General features: G+C 50.8%; 30 protein-coding genes, 2 tRNA genes and 1 pseudogene. All 33 read left to right on the top strand.

Going from position 1 to position 20795, the window contains the following annotated elements; translation table 11 throughout:
- Positions 1–108 precede the first annotated feature (108 nt).
- The 33 genes and pseudogenes from FEM44_RS20545 to FEM44_RS20700 all read left to right on the top strand — a co-directional run bounded on the left by FEM44_RS20545 (position 109) and on the right by FEM44_RS20700 (position 20783).
- On the top strand, positions 109–327 hold the full coding sequence (locus tag FEM44_RS20545; protein ID WP_135486157.1) for a DUF4014 family protein: 219 nt from the start codon (positions 109–111) through the stop codon (positions 325–327).
- Between the two features lies 1 nt (position 328).
- Positions 329–817, top strand: a complete 489-nt coding sequence (locus FEM44_RS20550; RefSeq protein ID WP_135522665.1) for a hypothetical protein — start codon at positions 329–331, stop codon at positions 815–817.
- Between the two features lie 291 nt (positions 818–1108).
- Positions 1109–1264: a type I toxin-antitoxin system toxin HokD gene (gene hokD / locus FEM44_RS20555; RefSeq protein WP_000813255.1), complete on the top strand. Its 156-nt coding sequence runs from the start codon at positions 1109–1111 to the stop codon at positions 1262–1264.
- A gap of 337 nt (positions 1265–1601) precedes the next feature.
- On the top strand, positions 1602–1862 hold the full coding sequence (locus FEM44_RS20560) for a hypothetical protein (RefSeq protein ID WP_135486275.1): 261 nt from the start codon (positions 1602–1604) through the stop codon (positions 1860–1862).
- A gap of 66 nt (positions 1863–1928) precedes the next feature.
- The gene (locus FEM44_RS20565; protein ID WP_135522664.1) at positions 1929–2207 is read left to right on the top strand and encodes a hypothetical protein; all 279 of its coding nucleotides are present in this window, start codon (positions 1929–1931) and stop codon (positions 2205–2207) included.
- A 1-nt stretch (position 2208) separates the two neighbouring features.
- Positions 2209–3258, top strand: a complete 1050-nt coding sequence (locus FEM44_RS20570; protein ID WP_135522663.1) for a DUF968 domain-containing protein — start codon at positions 2209–2211, stop codon at positions 3256–3258.
- A 12-nt stretch (positions 3259–3270) separates the two neighbouring features.
- Positions 3271–3645, top strand: a complete 375-nt coding sequence (locus tag FEM44_RS20575; RefSeq protein WP_135522662.1) for a RusA family crossover junction endodeoxyribonuclease — start codon at positions 3271–3273, stop codon at positions 3643–3645.
- Complete coding sequence (locus tag FEM44_RS20580) at positions 3642–4463, top strand: antitermination protein (RefSeq protein ID WP_135522661.1); 822 nt, start codon at positions 3642–3644, stop codon at positions 4461–4463. The genes FEM44_RS20575 and FEM44_RS20580 overlap by 4 nt, the downstream gene beginning before the upstream one ends.
- Before the next feature lie 392 nt (positions 4464–4855).
- Positions 4856–5440 (top strand): hypothetical protein, encoded by a 585-nt coding sequence (locus FEM44_RS20585; RefSeq protein ID WP_135522660.1) that lies wholly within the window; start codon positions 4856–4858, stop codon positions 5438–5440.
- A gap of 121 nt (positions 5441–5561) precedes the next feature.
- Positions 5562–5759, top strand: a complete 198-nt coding sequence (locus FEM44_RS20590) for a TrmB family transcriptional regulator (protein ID WP_135522659.1) — start codon at positions 5562–5564, stop codon at positions 5757–5759.
- 150 nt (positions 5760–5909) lie between these two features.
- On the top strand, positions 5910–6956 hold the full coding sequence (locus tag FEM44_RS20595; protein WP_135522658.1) for a DNA-methyltransferase: 1047 nt from the start codon (positions 5910–5912) through the stop codon (positions 6954–6956).
- 168 nt (positions 6957–7124) lie between these two features.
- A tRNA-Thr gene (locus FEM44_RS20600) sits at positions 7125–7200 on the top strand.
- Between the two features lie 3 nt (positions 7201–7203).
- Positions 7204–7283: transfer RNA gene (locus tag FEM44_RS20605), tRNA-Leu, on the top strand.
- Between the two features lie 567 nt (positions 7284–7850).
- Complete coding sequence (locus tag FEM44_RS20610; protein WP_135486269.1) at positions 7851–8276, top strand: tellurite resistance TerB family protein; 426 nt, start codon at positions 7851–7853, stop codon at positions 8274–8276.
- Entirely contained in the window at positions 8273–8425 is a 153-nt protein-coding gene (locus FEM44_RS20615; RefSeq protein WP_135522657.1) for a DUF3927 family protein, read from the top strand. The genes FEM44_RS20610 and FEM44_RS20615 overlap by 4 nt, the downstream gene beginning before the upstream one ends.
- 92 nt (positions 8426–8517) lie before the next feature.
- Complete coding sequence (locus FEM44_RS20620) at positions 8518–8907, top strand: putative holin (protein WP_135522656.1); 390 nt, start codon at positions 8518–8520, stop codon at positions 8905–8907.
- A complete protein-coding gene (locus FEM44_RS20625; RefSeq protein WP_135486267.1) occupies positions 8901–9176 on the top strand; it encodes a phage holin family protein in 276 nt (91 codons plus the stop codon). The genes FEM44_RS20620 and FEM44_RS20625 overlap by 7 nt, the downstream gene beginning before the upstream one ends.
- A 2-nt stretch (positions 9177–9178) precedes the next feature.
- Entirely contained in the window at positions 9179–9556 is a 378-nt protein-coding gene (locus FEM44_RS20630; RefSeq protein WP_135486266.1) for a M15 family metallopeptidase, read from the top strand.
- A gap of 166 nt (positions 9557–9722) precedes the next feature.
- Positions 9723–9836, top strand: a complete 114-nt coding sequence (locus FEM44_RS20635; protein WP_135486342.1) for a hypothetical protein — start codon at positions 9723–9725, stop codon at positions 9834–9836.
- A gap of 28 nt (positions 9837–9864) precedes the next feature.
- Positions 9865–10020: a hypothetical protein gene (locus FEM44_RS25215; protein WP_167850661.1), complete on the top strand. Its 156-nt coding sequence runs from the start codon at positions 9865–9867 to the stop codon at positions 10018–10020.
- 174 nt (positions 10021–10194) lie between these two features.
- Positions 10195–10492: pseudogene (locus FEM44_RS20640) on the top strand (hypothetical protein).
- A gap of 301 nt (positions 10493–10793) precedes the next feature.
- Positions 10794–11342, top strand: a complete 549-nt coding sequence (locus FEM44_RS20645; protein WP_135522655.1) for a terminase small subunit — start codon at positions 10794–10796, stop codon at positions 11340–11342.
- Positions 11314–13230 (top strand): phage terminase large subunit family protein, encoded by a 1917-nt coding sequence (locus FEM44_RS20650; RefSeq protein WP_135522654.1) that lies wholly within the window; start codon positions 11314–11316, stop codon positions 13228–13230. The genes FEM44_RS20645 and FEM44_RS20650 overlap by 29 nt, the downstream gene beginning before the upstream one ends.
- A gap of 3 nt (positions 13231–13233) precedes the next feature.
- Entirely contained in the window at positions 13234–13443 is a 210-nt protein-coding gene (locus tag FEM44_RS20655; protein WP_135522653.1) for a phage head-tail joining protein, read from the top strand.
- Between the two features lie 44 nt (positions 13444–13487).
- Complete coding sequence (locus FEM44_RS20660; RefSeq protein WP_135522755.1) at positions 13488–15011, top strand: phage portal protein; 1524 nt, start codon at positions 13488–13490, stop codon at positions 15009–15011.
- Complete coding sequence (locus FEM44_RS20665; RefSeq protein ID WP_135522756.1) at positions 15001–16617, top strand: S49 family peptidase; 1617 nt, start codon at positions 15001–15003, stop codon at positions 16615–16617. Before FEM44_RS20660 ends, FEM44_RS20665 begins: the two co-directional genes overlap by 11 nt.
- 39 nt (positions 16618–16656) lie before the next feature.
- A complete protein-coding gene (locus tag FEM44_RS20670) occupies positions 16657–16992 on the top strand; it encodes a head decoration protein (RefSeq protein ID WP_064578930.1) in 336 nt (111 codons plus the stop codon).
- 69 nt (positions 16993–17061) lie between these two features.
- Positions 17062–18090: a major capsid protein gene (locus FEM44_RS20675; protein WP_135522652.1), complete on the top strand. Its 1029-nt coding sequence runs from the start codon at positions 17062–17064 to the stop codon at positions 18088–18090.
- Between the two features lie 50 nt (positions 18091–18140).
- Entirely contained in the window at positions 18141–18506 is a 366-nt protein-coding gene (gene gpFI, locus FEM44_RS20680) for a DNA-packaging protein FI (protein WP_129541813.1), read from the top strand.
- Positions 18506–18910 (top strand): head-tail joining protein, encoded by a 405-nt coding sequence (locus tag FEM44_RS20685; protein ID WP_240726830.1) that lies wholly within the window; start codon positions 18506–18508, stop codon positions 18908–18910. The genes gpFI and FEM44_RS20685 overlap by 1 nt, the downstream gene beginning before the upstream one ends.
- Positions 18891–19613: a hypothetical protein gene (locus FEM44_RS20690; RefSeq protein ID WP_135522651.1), complete on the top strand. Its 723-nt coding sequence runs from the start codon at positions 18891–18893 to the stop codon at positions 19611–19613. The genes FEM44_RS20685 and FEM44_RS20690 overlap by 20 nt, the downstream gene beginning before the upstream one ends.
- Positions 19614–19624: 11 nt before the next feature.
- On the top strand, positions 19625–20176 hold the full coding sequence (locus tag FEM44_RS20695; RefSeq protein WP_135522753.1) for a hypothetical protein: 552 nt from the start codon (positions 19625–19627) through the stop codon (positions 20174–20176).
- Entirely contained in the window at positions 20160–20783 is a 624-nt protein-coding gene (locus tag FEM44_RS20700) for a phage baseplate assembly protein V (RefSeq protein WP_135522650.1), read from the top strand. Before FEM44_RS20695 ends, FEM44_RS20700 begins: the two co-directional genes overlap by 17 nt.
- The last annotated feature ends 12 nt before the right edge of the window (positions 20784–20795 follow it).

Genomic DNA, 20795 nt, shown 5'->3' on the forward strand with positions numbered 1-20795 from the left:
GAGTGAGATTGACGGGGTGTTGCGGGGTGATGGGTCACAGCTGTTGCAAAAAGCCCAGCGCAGAGCAAAACCGCCGGAAAAATCACTTCCGCACTAAAGGAGCGTGATATGCCTACACTATTCAGGAAAAATTATCCGCGAAGAAGTCGAACAACAGAATTCCTGTTTCTCATTCTGTTTATCGTGTTGATGATACCGATATCCCCGTTAATTCTGGTATGGGGAATCGGGAAAATAATTGAGCCAGTTATTGAATTGTATAACGACGTGGTATGGGCCTCGTTCAACACACTGCACAATAAAATTAATCCGTATAAGGAAAACTGATATGGCAACTATTACCAGAGAAAGCGCAGAGATTAAATCATTCATCACCGGCTTTCTGAGCGATGCGGCGCACGATAACCAATCTTCAAACAGCCTGCTTGCCAATGTGTTTCGTATTGCGCTGGCATCGTTGGAAGCAGAGCCAGTGGCATATCAGTATCGCCAGTGGGATGCAGAATATGATGAATGGGGAGAATGGGAAGATTGCGGAGAATGCGTTTACGAAGGATTTGTTGAGGAAGAGAAATGTCAGGGGGCAGGTGTTCAGACCCGTAAGCTATATGCCGCGCCGCCAATTTCGGTAACTACGGATGGTTGGATAAGCTGTAGTGAGCGAACATCTGGCAAACAGGTTATCGAATTGACAATGCTGGTGAAGCAATTAGTCAGCCAACTGAAGAAATCGAAACCGGACTGCAAATTGCCAGATAAGGCGATGGGCTATCTGGAGCGGAACGGGTTGAAAGGCGTGGAGGATGTTTTGCGATGACCTGGCCTGAGGCATTCACAACAGTAGGAATTGCACTGGCGGTGGCGCTGGTGGTGTATTCGATTTGCCGCTGGGGATAAAAACGATTTGCGGGAGAAAGATAGTTAAGTAGAATTGCTGCGGGTGCTTGAGGCTGTCTGCCTCGGGCATGCCACTGTAAGGCAGACAGAGAAAAGCCCCAGTTAACATTACGCGTCCTGCAAGACGCTTAACATTAATCTGAGGCCAATTTCATGCTAGACACATGTAGGTTAGCCTCTTACGGACCGAAAGGTCAAGGAGAAGCAGGCTATGAAGCAGCAAAAGGCGATGTTAATCGCCCTGATCGTCATCTGTTTAACCGTCATAGTGACGGCACTGGTAACGAGGAAAGACCTTTGCGAGGTACGAATCCGAACCGGCCAGACGGAGGTCGCTGTCTTCACAGCTTACGAATCTGAGGAGTAAGAGACTCGGCGGGGAGAAATCCCCCGCCATCTCTGATGTGTCAGGCATCCTCAACGCACCCGCACTTAACCCGCTTCGGCGGGTTTTGTTTTTCATGAATAAGGGAGATTAATGATTTTAACTGAAGTTATATTGCTCTGCTGTCCGAATAGTTAATTAATTTTCGATATGGTTGTATTTGTTGTTTTTGGTGTGTTTGTTTTTATTTTCTATTTTGTTTTTTGCGATTGCTTCGAAATAAAGATTAATTAGAATTCACCCGTTTTGAGTAGCGCGCAGGGAGAAGATGGATGGACCCCGAACAGGGGAGTGCTATTTATCTGGAAGGATTCTGAAGATGAAAATCGAAGAATTACGTGAATTTTTTAGTGAAAATGGCCTCTATGCTGTGCGCGTTGAGAATAGAACTATTGTCAGTCACTGCCGTATTAAATGTTTACAATCCCAACCAAGGAAGAGTGGGGCTGCGTTAATTTATTTTGTGGATGAGCTTCTGACGGACGGTTTTATTTTGCGCGAAAATGAATTTGTCACATCATTGCAGTCTCTGAAAGAAACCGTGCTTAAGGCTGGTTTTTCTACTTTTGAAGATGAGTGAATTCAACTACAATTCAGCGCAGGGCTGAACCCCTGTTGAGTAACACTGTGCCACCGGAGAAAGCCGATGGCGCAAAATTCCAGACCACACAATTCTGATAATCTCGCCGTCTTTGCCAGCAGGCACGGGCGGCGTTCTCACGCATTCAAATCTGACTGGTTCCAGCATGACCCCTGCACTGAAGAACAGGCCGAATGGCTGATTCAGAACTACCGCAGACGTGGGTACGAGGTTCAGAAAGATCTCAGCCTCGATTATCGTCACTGGATAATCTCAGTCAGACTGCCTTACTCTGAACGCCCACCGCGTCCGTCCCGCACATTCCAGCAACGGATCTGGAGGTAACGTGAGGGCATTACATCGACCTGTTCTGGTGCCGGAACTCGGGCTGGCTGTTATTAAGCTGGACCATGAAACCATGCCGATATTCCGTCATGCCCGCGTACTGGTGGAGCCTGAACCGAAAAGCATGCGCAGTCTGCCGTCCGGAGTCGTTCCTGCCGTTCGCCAGCCGCTGGCAGAAGATAAATCATTACTGCCATTTTTCAGCGATGAGCGGGTGATTCGTGCTGCCGGCGGTGCTGGTGCACTGTCTGACTGGTTACTGCGCCATGTTAAATCCTGCCAGTGGCCACACGGCGATTATCATCACAGTGAAACCGTCATTCACCGTTACGGTGCCGGCGCGATGGTGTTGTGCTGGCACTGCGACAACCAGTTGCGCGACCAGACCTCCGAATCACTCGGGCAACTTGCTCAACAAAACCTGGCAGCATGGATGATCGACGCCATACGTCACGCAATGAACGGCCCGCGGGCGCGGGAATTATCGCTGGCTGAATTATCCTGGTGGGCGGTCTGCAATCAGGTAGCGGACGCATTACCGGAGGCAGTATTACGTCGTTCGCTGGGATTGCGTGCGGATAAAATCCTCTCAGTGTACCGCGACAGCGACATCGTACCTGGAGAGCAGACAGCCACCAGCATACTGAAGCAGCGCACAAAAAATATTGCGTTACCGCCTCACGTCCACCAGCAACAGAGCCTGCCACAGGAAAAGACGGTGGTAAGCATCGCTGTTGATCCGGAGTCTCCGGAATCTTTCATGAAGCGACCAAAACGTCGCCGCTGGGTTAATGAAAAGTACACGCGCTGGGTTAAGGCGCAGCCGTGTGCGTGCTGTGGTAAGCCAGCCGACGATCCCCACCACCTGATAGGCCACGGTCAGGGCGGAATAGGGACAAAAGCCCACGATATTTTCACGCTACCGCTGTGCCGGGAGCATCACAACGAACTTCATGCTGATCCGCTGGCATTTGAAGAAAAGCATGGTTCCCAGATTGATTTAATTTTTCGTTTTCTTGATCGCGCCTTTGCAACCGGCGTGCTCGGGTAAAAGAGGTTACTGATGCGTATAGAGTTTGTTTTGCCTTACCCGCCGACGGTGAACACCTACTGGCGACGTCGTGGCAGCATATATTTTGTATCAAAAGCCGGTGAGCGTTATCGCCGTGATGTGGCGCTTATTGTTCGTCAGCAGCGGCTGAAGTTAAACCTGTCCGGAAGGCTGGCAATAAAGATTGTTGCAGAGCCACCGGATAAGCGCCGCCGCGACCTGGACAATATCCTGAAAGCACCACTGGATGCACTGATGCATGCGGGACTGCTTATCGATGACGAGCAGTTTGATGAAATCAATATTGTGCGCGGTCAGCCCATTCCTGGTGGGCGGCTGGGTGTGAAGATTTGCAAAATAATGCATGACGGGCAGGTCAAAAAATGAAACTGGAAGATTTACCGAAATACTATTCCCCAAAATCGCCAGGCCTGACTGATGCGTCTGCCTCGACGTCAAAAGATGCGCTGAGTATCACTGATGTGATGGCTGCGCAGGGTATGACACAGAACCGGGCTGAGATGGGATTTTCTGCGTTCCTGGGGAAAATGGGTATTAGTATGAATGACAGGATGCGGGCAACAGAATTACTGGCAGATTATGCATTAAGTCGGTGCGATCGCGTCGCGGCGTTAAGGAAACTCCCGGCAGAAATAAAACCGGCAGTGATGCACATTATGGCTTCGTATGCTTTTGAGGATTATGCCCGCAGTGCAGCGAGTAAAAAGCAATGCCCTTGTTGCCGAGGGGAAAAATTTATTGAAAGCGAAGTCTTTACAAACAAGGTTCAGTATCCGGATGGCAAGCCGCCAGTATGGGCAAAGTGTACTAAAGGTGTGTATCCGTCTTACTGGGAAGAATGGAAAAAAATCCGGGAGGTGGTGAAAGTCTCCTGTCCTGAATGTAAAGGGAAGGGGGAGATTTCCACTGCCTGTAAAGATTGCCGTGGACGCGGTGTTGCCATTCATCGTGAAGAGTCGGAAAAGCAGGGCGTACCAGTTTTCAGAAACTGTCAGCGTTGTGGTGGTCGTGGCTATGAAAGGCTGCCATCAACGGAGGCATTTAATGCCATATGCAAAGTGACGAGTGCTATCACGCTTGATACGTGGAAAAAATCAGTGAAACGCTTTTACGATACATTGGTGGTTCTGTTTGACATTGAAGAGGCATGGGCAGAGCAGCAGTTAAAGAGGGTAACGCGATAGTGTTGTTGATTTTTCCCGAATCTGTGGTAAATTTGCCCTAACGATGGGCGTTTTATGCCTGACGTTAGAAGGATTTCTACAACCCGCCGCCGAGCGGGTTTTTTTGTTGTGATAGATTTCAGGTGGCATTCATCAGTGAATCTTGGTTAATGTGTGCTGCTATGCGTTAAAAGATGTCAATTCGTTATTGACTGATATCAAATTATGGAATGATGAATATCATTACTATTGAAAATCCGTTGTTTCAATAGGTGATATTTATGCATAAACTAATTAAGCTGTTTTCATTTTTTATTGCACTATCGATATCTCAGTGTTATGCCACTAGTAATGAATACATAAGCGCCAGTAACAGTAGGGCATTTTCATTTTTTTTGCCTACAGGGCAAGCAATGGCTATCCAGTATCTTGATGGACTTAAAAGATATTCAGCGAGTGAGATTATAGACGACTTCAATAATAATGAATTGAGAGCGAAGAAAAAGTATAAAGATATATTCATCATAAACTCAACAGCCCGGGCAATTAAGCAAAGTCTTGGTGATAGATTTTTTGTTCTGCTAAGGGATAGTGATAGGGGATTTGAATCGTTTTATGCTTACTATGATAAGAAATCAGAAGGTGAGCTAGAGTTCCTTAACGAAGGCGATAATGTGGAGTTTATTTGCTCCAATATTGAAAATATTATTATGCCAAGAGCAGAGTGTTTTTCTATCGCTTTAAACCTTGAGTCTCAAAATATTCATGGAAACCATATAAAATTTTTTGATAATGCTTATAAGTCGCAAAACGCCTATAAGACTACAAAAATAACATTTATACTTTATTCTCTTCTGAAGGATAAAATTGAAAAGGACTGCGAAGAATCTATTGAAGCATGCAACCTGGCCGCCAGGAGGTTTACGGATAATGGCGCATTACTTGACTCCATGCTTGAACCTTATGCGGATATGTTAAGTAAAATCGGTAACAATTAACAAGGTTACATTCCAGCCATCCTGCCAGGGCTGATTTTTTACCTCATTTACATCTATTGCTTGCTGGCTTTTTAGACAAGAGTTATTGGTATGTCACGTTAACCAGAAAAGGGAAAAAGACATGCTAAAACAGCAGGATATGACCGAAACCGCCAGAGTGGTGTTTAATGAATTAAGCGTCACCGAACCGGCGACCGTCGGGGAAATTTCGCAGAATACTTACCTTTCACGCGAACGCTGCCAGTTAATACTGACCCAGCTTGTTATGGCGGGTCTGGCAGATTATCAGTTCGGTTGTTACAGACGCCTTCCGCAGTGAAGGTTTTTTAATTTGTGGTAATGGGCGGCTGGTGGGTGTTAGCGGCACCTGCCAGCCATCTGCTCATGCGTTGGGGTCACAAGCAAACCTCAGGCCCATCTGCTTTGCGCAAAAGCGGTATGAGCCTATCAGAGAAGTGCTTATTGATCTATGGTTGATACTGTAAAAATATCCAGTTGTGAATTAATCAACGCTGATTGCCTGGAATTTATCCAGACTTTACCGGAAAACTCTGTCGATCTGATAGTCACAGACCCGCCATACTTTAAAGTGAAGCCCGAAGGCTGGGATAACCAGTGGAAGGGCGACGATGATTACCTGAAATGGCTGGACCAGTGTCTGGCGCAGTTCTGGCGGGTACTGAAACCTGCCGGAAGTCTTTACCTGTTCTGTGGGCATCGCCTGGCATCTGATATCGAAATCATGATGCGTGAACGTTTTAATGTGTTGAACCACATTATCTGGGCGAAACCGTCCGGACGCTGGAACGGGTGCAATAAGGAAAGCCTGCGGGCGTATTTCCCGGCAACAGAGCGCATTCTGTTTGCTGAACATTATCAGGGACCATATCAACCCAAAAATGACGGCTACGCGACAAAGGGTCGCGAGCTTAAACAGCACGTCATGGCCCCGCTGATTTCTTACTTTCGTGATGCACGTGATTCACTGGGGATAACGTCGAAACAGATAGCGGAAGTTACCGGAAAGAAAAATATGGCTTCGCACTGGTTTGGTGCCAGTCAGTGGCAGTTACCGAACGAGGATGATTACAGAAAACTGCAGGCGTTGTTTGCGCGTGTTGCAGCAGAAAAACATCAACGCGGTGAACTGGAAAAGCCACACCACCAGCTGGTCAGCACATACAGTGAACTGAACCGGCAATATGTCAGTCTGCTGGAGGAGTACAAATCCCTGAGGCGTTATTTTTCCGTATCGGCTGCCGTTCCTTATACGGATGTCTGGACGCACAAGCCAGTGCAGTATTACTCCGGCAAACATCCCTGTGAAAAACCGGCGGATATGTTGCGTCAGATAATTACTGCCAGCAGTCGCCCCGGTGATTTGGTTGCGGATTTTTTCATGGGTTCAGGCTCAACAATAAAAGCGGCATTGTCGTTGGGGAGGAAAGCGGTTGGGGTGGAGCTTGAGGAAAACAGATTTAAACAGACTGTTAATGAAATTGATTTGAGTGTTTAATTTTTTATTTCTGAAATTTAAACAGAGCAAAAATAAAAGATATAATTACTAATCCTGAGAATATTTTCGGATTATTTCAGTTGAGGTGTTTTTTTTATTCGTTATTATACGCTGCGGTTCTGAGGGGAACTCCTCTTCAAGGTGGTATCGCTCCCCCGAGGAACCAATGCCGGCTTAGCTCAGCAGGCAGAGCAACTGACTTGTAATCAGTAGGTCACCAGTTCGATTCCGGTAGCCGGCACCATATGCGGGTATCGTATAATGGCTATTACCTCAGCTCAACCTTCTAGGCTGATGATGCGGGTTCGATTCCCGCGACCCGCTCCAGAGAAACAAGCCTTATTGTATCGTGGCACTGGCGTATTTTTTGTTACGTGGGGGCAGGTTGTTTTTAAAAGACATTCTGTTCTCTGGCTATGATTTGAGTTCGGTTGTAGTCACAGTGCTGTTTTTTTACAACAACGGAATGGTGCATTATTGGTGGAGATTTTTTATTTCCTGGCAGGGCCGATGATGCACTATCCCGGTGTTGTAAATAACACTAAAGAGGTGTTCCTCAGTGCGAGGGTGGTTTATATAGTGGTTTAGCGGGGAATCACAATATCTGTTGTAGGGATGGATATTTCGGGAGGCACCCGACACCTCGATTCTTATTACAATAAAATGATTTATTTCATGCATTGACCAACCGCCATATCTGGCGGTTTTTTTTATTCTGAATTCAGTTTCTTCATGGCTTGCTACGGCGGGCCTTTTTTATTTCCGCGCCACGCCCGGCGCACATCAAAAACCACAGAGCCTTTCAGGGGTGAGCTTACGGGATGGTCAGTGTGACTTTCTCTGTGGGCTGGTCACCCCCGGGCGCAGGCTCACCCACTAAAAGGAAAAGTCACGATGTTTGGTATTTTCAAAAAGAAAACCCGCAAAGCCATTACTGAAGTAAAGAAAATGGAGAACCGCGATGCAGTGGAGGCGACTGTCTGGGGTGCGTATTCCATTGCATTCGCCGACGGTACTTGTGATGCGAAAGAAATCGCGGTACTGGAGAAAACCATTGCAGCACTTCCTGCCTTTGCGCCGTTCTCCGGTGAGATTGCCCAGATGAGTGCCAATATCCGCGCCCGTTATGAGGCGTCACCTCGTTCTGCCAATGCCGAAGCCCTTCGTCAACTGGCTGATGTTGCCGGTACTGATGACGCAGTTAATGTGCTGTGCCTGTGTCTGGATATTGCTGACCAGGATGGCATTGGTCCGGAGGAGGAGACACAGCTCAAGAAAATTGCTCAGGCGCTGCAGTTGCCGCTGGAGCAGTACCTGTGAAATGTGCGCGCCTTGTGCTGGCTACCATCCTGCTGTTTCTGGTAGTGGTGGTGGATTTCACCGGACGGCTGATGTCGGTACTGGCAGATGGTGTGCTGGTGGCAATGGCGCTGGTCGTGCTCCGGCCTTTACTGCGTAAATCTGAATAACACCACACAAAAGGCGTCTGCGGGCGCCTTTGATTGGGTGCTGTTTTTTTACGGGCCGCTGGTGGCCCTTTTTTATTTACAGGAGAAAAAGTATGTCTGAACCCTTGTCCGGTTCCGGTACGGCTGCGGCGCTCGGTGGGGCGACGGTATTCGGGCTGTTTACCGGAACGGATTTCGGGATTGTGTTTGGTGCGTTCGCCGGGGCGTTATTTGTGGCAACGATGCCGCAGGCGCTTTCAGCCTGGCGTGTGGCGGCGCATTTTCTGGTGTCGTTTATCGTCGGCGTGCTGGGAGCACGTGTGCTGTCAGCCTGGATTGCATCAAAAACAGGTTATGACGGTACATCTGCGGATGCACTGTGTGCAGTGCTGGTGTCAGTGGTGTCGGTGAAGATTCTGTCGTTCATCCACCAGCAGGATATTGCATCACTGGTGTCCGGTCTGTTCTCCCGCCTGCGGGGCGGAGGAGGCGGCAAATGTTAAGTAACCTTCCCGGATTGCTGAACGTGGCGTTATGCATGGTTATCGTGCTGACGCTCTTTTTTTATCGACGTAAAGATTCCACGCATAAACCGCTGATGTCATGGCTGGCCTGGCTGCTGATGCTGCTTTACGCCATTGCGCCACTCAGCTATCTGTGTGGTCGCCCGTTAGCAACGGGCTGGTTGGACGTATTTTTTAATCTGTTGTTCTGCGTACTGGTAATACGTGCACGCGGGAACGTCACAAGAATCTTTCCATTGTTGAGGTGAGTATGTCGGGTAAATTCAGATTCAGCCGTCGCAGTGAAAAAAATCTGGAGGGCATCAAACCACAGCTGGTTGCTGTCGTTCGCCGTGCGCTGGAGCTGACGGAGGTTGATTTTGGTATTACGGAAGGCCTGCGCAGTAAGTATCGCCAGAAACAGCTTGTCGCGGAAGGAAAAAGTCAGACCATGAACAGCCGCCACCTGACCGGTGATGCGGTGGATGTTGTGGCCTACGTTGGTAGCCAGGTGTCATGGGACTGGCCTCTGTACGAGAAAATCGCGCAGGCATTTAAGCAGGCTGCCGCAGAGCTGGGAACTGCCATCGAATGGGGCGGGGACTGGAAAACACTGAAAGACGGACCTCACTTTCAGTTGAAACGATAAGCAAAACAAAACCCCGGCTGCTGGAACAGTCCGGGGTTTTTAGTTTTCACGCCATGAAAAGGAACAACAAGTTGCAAAACAGCATGAGGTGAGGAAATTGTGAACAGTGAGTACGGAGAAAATCCTCGTGGGAAAGTATAAAAGATTCTTTTTGAGGTTGTCCATTATGAGAGGCATAGAAGTTGAAACTCCCGCGAGCCTTGATCTGACAAGGGCTGCAGCCTTTGCAATTCGCCTTGTGGCGATCGCTGTTCTGATTTGGGCTGTGCGTTGGTGGTGACATGAGTCGAAGACACTGGACACACAGAATGCCGCGAACGGCGGCGAAATGGGCACTGGTAGCGATACTGGTGCCTTTTTTATTGGTGGGATGCGTCAGCCTGGATAAGGCGCGCCAGCTTTTCGATACAACTTCTCAGGTCTGTGAAATTGTCGACGGTGTCCGGCAGTGTATGCAGAACTGATCACCTGTAAGAGCAGAATATTTTGCTAAAAAATGAAGAGTGTGCCCGTGCCCGTAAAGCATGAAATTTTGTGTTTGTGGCTACTCAATAAAATAAATTCTTTCTGTCGCCACGAATATTCAAATGTTGATCAGCGCCCGGTGCGGCGACGGGCTTCGATATCAGGAGACGATGATGGAAACAACAGAAAACAAACCGATTGTAATTGGTGCTGATGCTGCTCCGTTTAAGTTTGAACTGTCACAACTGGTGGAAGTACGCATCAGTGATGAATGGGGGGGAGGTTAAAGCTCGCGCTCAGTATGCGGATGGTGAAAACCAGTACTTACTCCACTACAAAGCTGCTGATGGTCGCGCCACGACGGAGTGGTTTGGCGAGTCAATGCTGGAAGCAACAGAAGATGATCGCCATCCAGGTTGTCCGGTATTTGCCTGCATGAAATTGCCGGAAGGCGCAGTCGTTACTGAGTAACAGGCATTACAGCAGCCCTTCAGCGAGGGGCTGCGATAATGCAGGTGTTGGAGTGTGTGTAAATGATAATTACTCCCATTTCCCCGGGTCCTTTCCAGAATCTGAAACACCGGGGGTCATGGGACGCGCAAAAACGCGCTATTTATGAAAATTTTCAGGGAAAAAGCAGATCCGTTCTTCTTCTGGCTAATCTGTTGTTTAATATAGTTTTCTTGAAAAAAAGAAAGGATCTGGCAGCGGTGATTTTTCGCTGGAAAAAGCGTTTTGAGATCCTTTCTTCTTTTTGTGAGGAATATGTGCCGTGAAGGTTAACAAAAAGAAACTGGCAGAGATTTTTGAGTGCGATGTCAGAACAATCACTGGCTGGCAAAGTCAGGGGCTGAGAATTTTGTCGGGGGGAGGCAAAGGTATCGAGGCCATGTTCAATACTGCAGAAGCCATTGAGTGGTATGCGCAGCGGGAAAAAGATATCGAAAACGAAAAGCTCCGCAAAGAACTGGAAGATTTGCGTGCGGCTGCAGAATCAGATTTACAACCCGGCACCATTGACTATGAACGCTATCGGCTCACCAAAGCACAGGCTGACGCACAGGAGCTGAAAAATGCCCGCGAAGAAGGACTGGTGCTGGAAACGGAATTGTTTACCTTCATTCTGCAACGTGTGGCACAGGAGATTTCGGGGATACTTGTACGTGTGCCGCTGACATTACAGCGTAAATATCCGGATATTTCACCTTCACACCTTGATGTGGTGAAAACTGAAATCGCAAAAGCCTCCAACGTTGCAGCTAAAGCCGGTGAGAACACAGGCAGGTGGATTGATGATTTCAAACGCACAGAAGGCAGCTAATGCAGCCGGTGCGATAGCTACAGGGCTTTTATCTCTCAATATTCCGGTTCCACTGACGACAGTTCAGTGGGCTGATCAACATTATTATCTGCCGAAAGAATCTTCATATACCCCCGGGCAATGGGAAACACTGCCGTTTCAGGTTGCCATTATGAACAGCATGGGAAATGACCGGATCCGCACCGTTAATCTGATTAAATCGGCGCGCGTTGGTTACACCAAAATGCTGTTGGGGGTGGAGGCCTATTTTATTGAGCATAAATCCCGTAACAGTCTGCTTTTTCAGCCAACAGATTCTGCGGCAGAAGATTTCATGAAATCTCATGTTGAGCCAACAATCAGGGATGTCCCTGCATTGCTGGAGCTGGCTCCATGGTTCGGAAGAAAGCATCGCGATAATACACTCACCCTGAAGCGTTTTTCCTCCGGCGTGGGTTTCTGGTGCCTGGGTGGTGCCGCAGCTAAAAACTACCGTGAAAAATCTGTGGATGTGGTCTGCTATGACGAACTCTCCTCGTTTGAACCGGATGTGGAAAAAGAAGGTTCGCCAACACTGCTTGGCGATAAACGTATCGAAGGTTCGGTATGGCCTAAATCCATACGCGGCTCAACGCCAAAAATTAAAGGTTCCTGTCAGATTGAAAAAGCCGCGAATGAATCTGCGCATTTCATGCGGTTTTATGTCCATTGCCCACATTGCGGGGAGGCCCAGTATCTGAAGTTTGGCGATGATGCGACGCCGTTTGGCCTGAAATGGGAGAAGGGTAAACCAGAAACGGTGTATTACCTGTGTGAACATAATGGTTGTGTGGTCCGTCAGTCTGATCTTGACCAGACCGACGGGCGGTGGATTTGTGACAACACAGGGATGTGGACGCGTGACGGTTTGGCATTTTTCAGCGTCGGTGGTGAGGAGATGCCGCCACCGCGCTCCGTCACTTTCCACATCTGGACGGCCTATAGTCCGTTCACCACCTGGGTACAGATTGTTTATGACTGGCTGGATGCGCTGAAGGATCCGAACGGCGTCAAGACGTTTATTAACACCACGCTCGGAGAACCCTATGAAGAGGCTGTGGCAGAAAAGCTGAGTTTCGAGTTATTGCTGGAAAAAGTCTGTCACTATGGCGCGCAGGTTCCCCTGCGGGTGGTTTACCTGACCGCCGGGATCGACTCCCAGAAAGATCGCTATGAAATTTATGTCTGGGGCTGGGCTCCCGGCGAAGAAGCCTTTCTGATTGATAAACAAATTATTATGGGGCGACCGGAAGACGAGGACACCCTTAAACGTGTTGATGCAGTGATCCGAAAAAAATATCGCCATGCTGACGGCACTGAAATTTCCATTTCCCGTGTCTGCTGGGATACCGGTGGTATCGACCAGGATATTGTGTATCAACGTTCCAGAAAACATGGCACTTTTTTTGTGCTTCCTATTAAAGGGGCGTCGGTGTACGGCAAGCCGGTGATCACCATGCCCAAACAGCGCAACCAGCGTGGTGTGTTTTTGTGTGAGGTGGGCTCCGATACTGTCAAGGAAATGTTGTATGCCCGTTTTGCCCTGCCGGTGGTATCTGCCAGTGAAGCCGCTCCGTATGTCTTCCGTTTTCCGGATAATCCGGACATCTTTTCGGAAGAAGAGGCGCGCCAGATTGTGGCAGAAGAGCTGGTGGAGAAGGTGGTTAACGGCAGGGTGAAACTGCTGTGGGATAAAAAAGGGCGACGCAATGAAGCCCTCGACTGCCTGGTATATGCCTATGCTGCCCTGCGTATTTCAGTTCAGCGGTGGCAACTGGATCTTGAAGCACTGGCCCGTGCCAGAAGAGATGAGCAGGACGATGATGAGATGAGCTTGGAAGAAATCGCGGCTGCGCTGAGTGGAGGATAAAAGATGGTTTATACACATGAAATGCTCTGTGATGCCCGCCGGGCATTACATGAACTGATGATTGGACGTGCAGTGGTTTCTGTCAGCAAGAACGGGCGTCAGGTTCAGTATTCACGGGCGACGCTTGGTGAATTACGCCAGTATATTGAAGAGCTGGAGAGTGCGCTGGGCGTATCCGGACGGCGTCGCGGCCCGGCAGGAGTGGGGCTGTGAACGGGGAACTGGTGGATCTTCACGGGCAGCCTCTGCGGCAGAGTATGGGGTATTCCGGAGGTGGTACCGGATTTGGCGGGCAGCTTGCGGAATGGCTGCCTGCACCGGAAAGTGCGGATGTGGCGCTGCTGCCTTCCATTCAGCTGGGTAACGCCCGTGCGGATGATCTGGTCCGCAATAACGGTATTGCCGCAAACGCCGTTGAAATTCATAAAGACCATATCGTCGGGCACATGTTTCGCCTGAGTTACCGGCCCAACTGGCGCTGGCTGGGGATGTCGGAAGCAGATTCGCATGCCTTTATTGAAGATGTGGAGGCGGCGTGGATGGAATATTGCGATCCTGTGTTTGGTTCGATGGATGTGGAGGGGCGTCGCTCGTTTACCGAATTTATTCGTGAAGGGGTGGGCGTTCATACGTTTAACGGTGAAATTTTTGTCCAGCCCGTATGGGATACGGAATCCACGTCATTATTCCGGACGAAATTCAAGACCATCAGCCCGAAACGTGTCAGTACACCCGGTTATGGTACCGGCGATCGTTTTATGCGTGCCGGGGTGGAAATCAACCGGTACGGAAAAGCACTGGCCTACCATGTTCAGGAAGATGACTGGCCCGGTTACGGTGTCAGCAACTGGACGCGGATTGCGGCGACGCTGCCCTCCGGGCGACCAGGAATGATCCATGTGTTTCAGCCGCAGGAGGACGGGCAGACGCGCGGGGCCAACCAGTTTTATTCTGTCATGGAGCGTCTCAAGATGCTCGACACACTGCAGGCTACGCAACTGCAGTCGGCGGTGGTGCGGGCGATGTATGCCGCGACGATTGAATCCACACTGGATTCGGAAAAAGCATTTGAATATATCGCCGGGGTGGGAGATGGCGGTAAAAACCCCCTGAACACCATCATGAAAGGCTATGCACGTTATTACGCTACCAATACGGTAAAACTGGGCGGGGTACGTATTCCGCACCTTTATCCGGGGGATTCACTGAATCTGCAGACAGCGCAAAATGCAGATAATGGTTTCTCTGAACTGGAAAAGGCGCTGTTACGTTACATCGCTGCCGGACTTGGCGTGTCCTATGAACAGCTTTCCCGTGATTATTCACAGGTCAGTTATTCCAGCGCCAGGGCATCCGCCAATGAATCATGGCGGTATTTTATGGGGAAACGAAAATTTGTGGCCAGCCGACTGGCATCACAGATGTTTGCCTGCTGGCTGGAGGAAGCCCTTATTCGCGGTGTGATCCGCCCGCCGAAATCCCGTTTTTCATTCTGGGAGGCCCGTTCCGGATGGTGTCGTGCCGAGTGGATTGGTGCCGGTCGCATGGCGATTGATGGCCTTAAGGAAGTGCAGGAAGCGGTGATGCGTATTGAAGGTGGTTTAAGCACATACGAGAAGGAGCTGGCCCTGATGGGCGATGACTATCAGGAAATATTCCGCCAGCAACTGCGTGAAAGCCAGGAGCGACAGTCGGCTGGTCTTCCCCGCCCCATCTGGATAAAGGATACGTTTCAGCAGCAGATCCGACAGACAACGGGAGAAAAAGGTGATGCGTCGTAATTTATCGCATATTGCTGCCATGGCATTTAATGAACCGCTTTTACTGGAACCCGCCTATGCGCGGGTTTTCTTTTGCGCGCTGGGTAAGGAGATGGGGGCAGGCAGCCTTGTTGTTCCGCAACTGGACGTTCAGCTTGATGCGGACGGCATGCAACTGGCGGTGACTGACTATATGGCGGGCGGTCAGCGTCCGGCAAAGAGCTACCAGGTGAAGAATGGTATCGCCATTCTGCCGGTGAGCGGCACACTGGTGCATAAACTGGGCACTCTGCGGCCTTATTCCGGCATGACCGGCTATGACGGCCTGACGGCCCGCCTTCAGATGGCGGTGAATGATCCGGATGTGCGCGGCATTTTGCTGGATATCGACAGTCCGGGCGGCCAGGCTGCCGGGGCGTTTGACTGCGCTGACATGATTTACCGTCTGCGGGAACAGAAACCTGTGTGGGCGCTGTGTAATGACATGGCCTGTTCAGCCGCCATGTTGCTGGCAGCAGCCTGTACTCGTCGGCTGGTCACGCAGACGGCAAAAATTGGTTCGATTGGCGTGATGATGGCGCACACCAGTTACGAGAAACAACTGGCACAGGAAGGGGTGGATATCACGCTGATTTACTCCGGGCAGCACAAGGTTGACGGCAATAGTATTCAGGCGTTGCCGGCAGGTGTGCGTGCGGATTTTCAGCGCCGTATTGATGAGGCCCGCCGGATGTTTGTCGACAAGGTGGCAATTTACACGGGGCTGAGTTCAGAGACGGTGATGAATACCGAGGCTGCCGTTTATGACGGTCAGGCAGGCATTGATGCAGGCCTGGCTGATCAACTGATTAATGCTGCAGATGCCGTTGAAGTGATGGTTTCTGCACTGAATGACTCTGTTACGAAGGAGAATGCAATGACTGTTAAAAATCTCACCGTTGCTGAAGCGGTGGCCCAGGAAAATCAGCGTGTGATGGGGATCCTGAATTGTCAGGAGGCGAAAGGGCGCGAGCAACTGGCACAGATGCTGGCAGGCCAGCCAGGTATGACGGTGGAGCAGGCGAAAACGTTGCTTGCAGCAGCGCCGGTTGCCGGTACTGGCAGCACGGGTGATCAGATTATGGCGCTGCCGGAAGCAGAAGGGCGTGAACAGCTGGCACAGATGCTGGCAGGCCAACCGGGGATGACGGTGAAGCAGGCGAAAGCGTTTCTGGCGGCAGCCCCTGCTGCCAGTGCTGCAGGTACAGGCGATCAGATTATGGCGTTGCCGGAAGCAAAAGGGCGCGAACAACTCGCACAGGCGCTGGTTGAACAGCCGGGAATGACTGTTGACCAGGCGAAAACGTTACTGGCGGCGGCACCGGTTGCTGGTTCAGCAAGTATTGGCAATCAAATTATGGCACTGCCCGAGGCGAAAGGGCGCGAGCAACTCGCACAGGCGCTGGCAGAACAACCGGGAATGACGGTGGAGCAGGCGAAAACGTTGCTGGCAGCCGCACCGGCGGCATCGCAACCGTCACAGGAAACACTTTTTGATCGCTTTATGGCACAGCATGCCGCCAGCGCGGTTTCCGGTGGCGGAACTGCCGGGCGTGGGGAAGAAGATCTGCTGATGAGTATGCCGTAAGCGGTATCCGGAATTCAGATAAATCAGGAGACTGAGAAAATGATTAAAACCACCACGGAAAAGCGTGCAGATGTGCGCATTTTTGCCGGAAGCGATCCGGCGCATACCGCAACAGCCACCAGTGGTATCAGTGCTGCCACGCCTGCACTGACGCCATTGATGGTGGATGACGCCACCGGAAAACTGGTGGTCTGGGATGGTCAGAAAGCCGGAACGGCTGTGGGGGTGCTGGCTCTGGCGCTTGCCGGGACCGAGCCCACGCTGACGTATTACAAAAGCGGTACGTTTGCCACTGAATCGCTGGTCTGGCCTGGTTCGGTGGATGCGGTGAAAAAAGCCAACGCTTTTGTGGGAAGTGCCATCAGCCACGCCTGATGGTGAAGTGATTAACTGAAAAAACGGGTCGCGATGCGGCCCGTTTGTATTTATGAAGGAAAATAAATTATGGGGTTATTTACCACGCGTCAGTTACTCGGGTACACCGAGCAGAAAGTGAAATTTCGTGCGCTGTTTCTGGAGCTGTTCTTTCGCCGCACGATCACTTTTCATACTCAGGAAGTCATGCTGGATAAAATTACCGGCAAAACGCCGGTTGCGGCGTATGTGTCTCCGGTGGTGTCAGGCAAAGTGCTGCGCAGCCGTGGTGGTGAAACCCGCGTGTTACGTCCCGGCTACGTAAAACCAAAACACCGCTTTGATTATCAGCAGGCGGTAGAACGTCTTCCGGGGGAAGATCCGGCCCGCCTTAATGACCCGGCCTACCGCCGTCTGCGTATTCTGACGGACAACCTGAAACAGGAGGAGCAGGCAATTGTGCAGGTGGAAGAAATGCAGGCAGTCAGCGCCGTTCTGCAGGGTAAATACACCATGAGCGGCGAGCAGTTTGAGACGGTGGAAGTGGATTTTGGGCGCTCTGCCGCCAATAACATTACACAGGCTGGCGGACGCGAATGGTCACAGCAGAATAATGACACCTTCGATCCGACGCATGATCTGGATGCGTACTGCGATTTTGCTTCCGGCACCATCAATATCGCGATTATGGACGGCACGGTCTGGCGTATGCTGAACGGTTTTAAACTGTTCCGTGAAAAACTGGATACACGCCGTGGCTCCAAATCTGAGCTGGAAACGGCACTGAAAGATCTGGGTTCCGTGGTTTCCTTTAAGGGCTGGTACGGCGATCTGGCTGTCGTGGTGGCGAAGACAACGTATGTTGACGAAAACGGGGATGAACAGCGTTATCTGCCTGAAGGTACACTGATTCTGGGAAATACCCAGGCGGAAGGCGTCCGTTGCTATGGTGCTATTCAGGATAATCAGGCGCTGAGTGAAGGGATCACCTCTGCAATTCGTTATCCGAAACACTGGGAGGAAGTGGGTGATCCTGGTTGTGAATATACCATGACGCAGTCTGCACCTTTGATGGTGCTGCCGGATCCGGATGCGTTTGTGGTGGTTCAGGTGAAATAAGACTGGGCGGGATATTCCCGCCTTTTTCTTTAGCGCACGGGAGAGATGTGATGACAAAAGAGCAGATGACGGAACGCCTTCAGGAGCTGGCAGTGATTCTGGGGCGTGAAGCAGATATTTCAGGTTCAAAAGCCGATCTTGAACAGCGCCTGGCGGAATGGGAAGAGGAGGCCGCTGGATTTGATGTGGGGGATACAGGGGCGGAAGAGGTGGACAACAACGTATCCGGCGACGGGATGCATTCTGAGCGGGGACTCGTTCGGGTGCGCATGCTGAAAACGGCACATATGCCAGCCTGTGATGCAGCGACAGGAAAGATGTTGATGTTCGCCCGGGCCTCCAGTGTTGTGCTGGTTAATGAAGCTGCCGTTCCTGCATTACTGGCGGACGGTCTGGCAGAAAAAATCCGGGAGTGATGATGTTCGATAATCTGTTCGATCAGGCCATGAGTGATGCGGATGACATCATCCTGGATACGATGGGGACGGAAATCAGCATATATCCTGGCGGCACGGAAAGAAAAATCCGTGCCGTTTTCGATGCCCCGGCAGATAACACCGGGATGAACACTGGCAGCGGCGAAATTCGTGATACTGCGCCCGTGTTATTTACCCGGAGTGCATGGGCCGCCGGTCTGAAAAAATATGACAGGGTCATGATCCACGGCGAACCCTACCAGGTACTCGATCCCGGCTGGGATGAGTCAGGCACTGCGGGTCAGGGTGTGATTACCATCACCCTCGCGCGGGGAGAGCCGGGGAGAAATACACCTTCCGCGCCGGAACGACCGAGTAAACGTTATGGCAGTCAGAGAGCATGAACGAAGCAGTGCCCGGCAGCGACGGCTGGCACGAAACCTCGTCGTCGATATTGATGAAGATGAGGTGCTGAAAATTATCGTTAAACTGGGCGGTTCAAAAAGCCAGATCCGTAAAGCCTGGGGCGTGGCACTGAAAAGAGCTTCGTCTGCACTGCGGATGAAGGCTATGGCAGAGTTTAAAAAACAGGTTGCCCCACGCAGTCAGAAAATGATCAAAAAGCGTGTTCTGCATAATTTTGTCATTCGTCGTAACGGTGATGAGTTTGATGAGGCGAAGGTGTGGTTTGGTCTGAATGCCATCAAAGTACGTGATCTGCGCGGACGCATCAGTGGGGGACGACGCGGCGAACGTCATCAGTTGCGCGATGAGCGGGGACGTTTTGCACCAGCTTCCCACCGCAGGAAGGCGCGGGAGATCCGTTTTAAACCTTCCGGGGAATCCCTGCCTGTCACCACCTGGTCAACGGATGATGCCTTCATCAACCAGTTCGAAACGGAAAATCGTAACGGACGTATATCAAAAAGGAAAACGATACTGGTCCGACAGGCATCCGGACGACGGAGGGTGCGTGAAGCGGAAATTGATATTTATGAAGCCATGCTGAACCGTATAGAGGATTTTGTTTTTCCGGATGCGGAAGCACTGATCCTGAAAAATTTTGAGCATGAACTGAAATTCCGGGTATTTAAGGGGCTGGAGTGATGGAGCCATTGATGATGGGAGCCTGGCATCAGGCGGTGATTGACAGTCTGAAACAAATTCCCTGGGTGGAAGATGCTGATGAATACCCGGAAAAAGTGACGCAACTGGTGACGCCTGTCGTGTTTGTGGATGTACCTGGCTGGGACAAGACTCAGTTTGCCGACGGGCAGACGCGGGTCACGCTGAAATGTGATCTGTTTGTGGTGACAGACCGGGCCGGAAAGACGGAAAACGTGCCAAAACCGCAGATTTTTGCCCGTTGCCTGGCGATGGATTTGTCTGACTGGATTGAGGGGGCCACGTTCGGGCTGGATAACGTTGATCCGGCTGTTTTTATTGATGCAGAGGTGGATACCTTCGACCGGCTTCTGGATGACTACATCGTTTTCCGTGTTTCTTTCGAACAGGATATTCCTGTCGGGGAAGATCCGTTCGCGGTTACGGCAGGTGCGCCATTACAGGAAGTCTGGCTGGGGAAAGTACCGGAAACTGGCAAGAGACATGAGCGGGATTATCGTCTTATCTGGAAAACCGAGGGCACCGGCAATGAGTCTGGCAGATGAAGTGGCAGAGTTACGCCGCAGGGTGGCGGATATGGTGCGGCGTGGGGTGGTGGAGGAAGTGATACCGGGTAGTCCGGTGATGGTTCGGGTGGATATCGGGGATGTGCTTTCGCCGCCGTTACCCTGGATTCAGGTGCAGTCCGGGCGCTACATGCAGGTCAGTAATTATCCGGCCCCCGGCGATGCCGTTACGGTGATATCGGAGGCGGGCGATCTGCGTAACGGTCGGGTGTATCCGGGGGCCAATATTGACGCTATCCCTGTCCCTGAGGGCAGTAAATACGAACATGTTATTTTGTTTGATACCGGAACGGAAATCCGTTACGACCGTAAGGCTAATGCCCTGTCCATCACGCTGGCTGAAGGCGGTAGCTATAAAATTACCGGCAAGGGAACCCTGGACGGTCCGGTAGAAATCACAGACACCCTGACCGTACATGGTAAAGCAACCATGAATACTGAAGCGGTAGTTAAGGCGGATCTGACGGTCGGTGGTGAGGTTTCTGATTATTACGGAACGATGAGTCAAATCCGGCTTGTCTATAACGGTCACAATCACCGGGGCGACAGTGGTGGCAGCACCGGACAGCCTGGTCAGCAAATGTAATCTCCTTTTCAG

The sequence above is a fragment of the Escherichia sp. E4742 genome (assembly GCF_005843885.1).
Lineage (GTDB): Bacteria > Pseudomonadota > Gammaproteobacteria > Enterobacterales > Enterobacteriaceae > Escherichia.

Coding starts and splice junctions, on each gene's coding strand:
- FEM44_RS20630 (WP_135486266.1), top strand. CDS start 9,179: ATGTCGGGTAAATTCAGATTCAGCCGTCGCAGTGAAAAAAATCTGGAG.
- FEM44_RS20695 (WP_135522753.1), top strand. CDS start 19,625: ATGATGGGAGCCTGGCATCAGGCGGTGATTGACAGTCTGAAACAAATT.
- FEM44_RS20670 (WP_064578930.1), top strand. CDS start 16,657: ATGATTAAAACCACCACGGAAAAGCGTGCAGATGTGCGCATTTTTGCC.
- FEM44_RS20580 (WP_135522661.1), top strand. CDS start 3,642: ATGAAACTGGAAGATTTACCGAAATACTATTCCCCAAAATCGCCAGGC.
- FEM44_RS20660 (WP_135522755.1), top strand. CDS start 13,488: ATGGGGTATTCCGGAGGTGGTACCGGATTTGGCGGGCAGCTTGCGGAA.
- FEM44_RS20685 (WP_240726830.1), top strand. CDS start 18,506: ATGATGTTCGATAATCTGTTCGATCAGGCCATGAGTGATGCGGATGAC.
- FEM44_RS20690 (WP_135522651.1), top strand. CDS start 18,891: ATGGCAGTCAGAGAGCATGAACGAAGCAGTGCCCGGCAGCGACGGCTG.
- FEM44_RS20665 (WP_135522756.1), top strand. CDS start 15,001: ATGCGTCGTAATTTATCGCATATTGCTGCCATGGCATTTAATGAACCG.
- FEM44_RS20585 (WP_135522660.1), top strand. CDS start 4,856: ATGGCTATCCAGTATCTTGATGGACTTAAAAGATATTCAGCGAGTGAG.
- FEM44_RS20610 (WP_135486269.1), top strand. CDS start 7,851: ATGTTTGGTATTTTCAAAAAGAAAACCCGCAAAGCCATTACTGAAGTA.
- FEM44_RS20595 (WP_135522658.1), top strand. CDS start 5,910: ATGGTTGATACTGTAAAAATATCCAGTTGTGAATTAATCAACGCTGAT.
- FEM44_RS20575 (WP_135522662.1), top strand. CDS start 3,271: ATGCGTATAGAGTTTGTTTTGCCTTACCCGCCGACGGTGAACACCTAC.
- FEM44_RS20700 (WP_135522650.1), top strand. CDS start 20,160: ATGAGTCTGGCAGATGAAGTGGCAGAGTTACGCCGCAGGGTGGCGGAT.
- FEM44_RS20550 (WP_135522665.1), top strand. CDS start 329: ATGGCAACTATTACCAGAGAAAGCGCAGAGATTAAATCATTCATCACC.
- FEM44_RS20545 (WP_135486157.1), top strand. CDS start 109: ATGCCTACACTATTCAGGAAAAATTATCCGCGAAGAAGTCGAACAACA.
- hokD (WP_000813255.1), top strand. CDS start 1,109: ATGAAGCAGCAAAAGGCGATGTTAATCGCCCTGATCGTCATCTGTTTA.
- FEM44_RS20620 (WP_135522656.1), top strand. CDS start 8,518: ATGTCTGAACCCTTGTCCGGTTCCGGTACGGCTGCGGCGCTCGGTGGG.
- FEM44_RS20675 (WP_135522652.1), top strand. CDS start 17,062: ATGGGGTTATTTACCACGCGTCAGTTACTCGGGTACACCGAGCAGAAA.
- FEM44_RS20655 (WP_135522653.1), top strand. CDS start 13,234: ATGGTTTATACACATGAAATGCTCTGTGATGCCCGCCGGGCATTACAT.
- FEM44_RS20625 (WP_135486267.1), top strand. CDS start 8,901: ATGTTAAGTAACCTTCCCGGATTGCTGAACGTGGCGTTATGCATGGTT.
- FEM44_RS20650 (WP_135522654.1), top strand. CDS start 11,314: ATGATTTCAAACGCACAGAAGGCAGCTAATGCAGCCGGTGCGATAGCT.
- FEM44_RS20560 (WP_135486275.1), top strand. CDS start 1,602: ATGAAAATCGAAGAATTACGTGAATTTTTTAGTGAAAATGGCCTCTAT.
- FEM44_RS20635 (WP_135486342.1), top strand. CDS start 9,723: ATGAGAGGCATAGAAGTTGAAACTCCCGCGAGCCTTGATCTGACAAGG.
- gpFI (WP_129541813.1), top strand. CDS start 18,141: ATGACAAAAGAGCAGATGACGGAACGCCTTCAGGAGCTGGCAGTGATT.
- FEM44_RS25215 (WP_167850661.1), top strand. CDS start 9,865: ATGCCGCGAACGGCGGCGAAATGGGCACTGGTAGCGATACTGGTGCCT.
- FEM44_RS20590 (WP_135522659.1), top strand. CDS start 5,562: ATGCTAAAACAGCAGGATATGACCGAAACCGCCAGAGTGGTGTTTAAT.
- FEM44_RS20565 (WP_135522664.1), top strand. CDS start 1,929: ATGGCGCAAAATTCCAGACCACACAATTCTGATAATCTCGCCGTCTTT.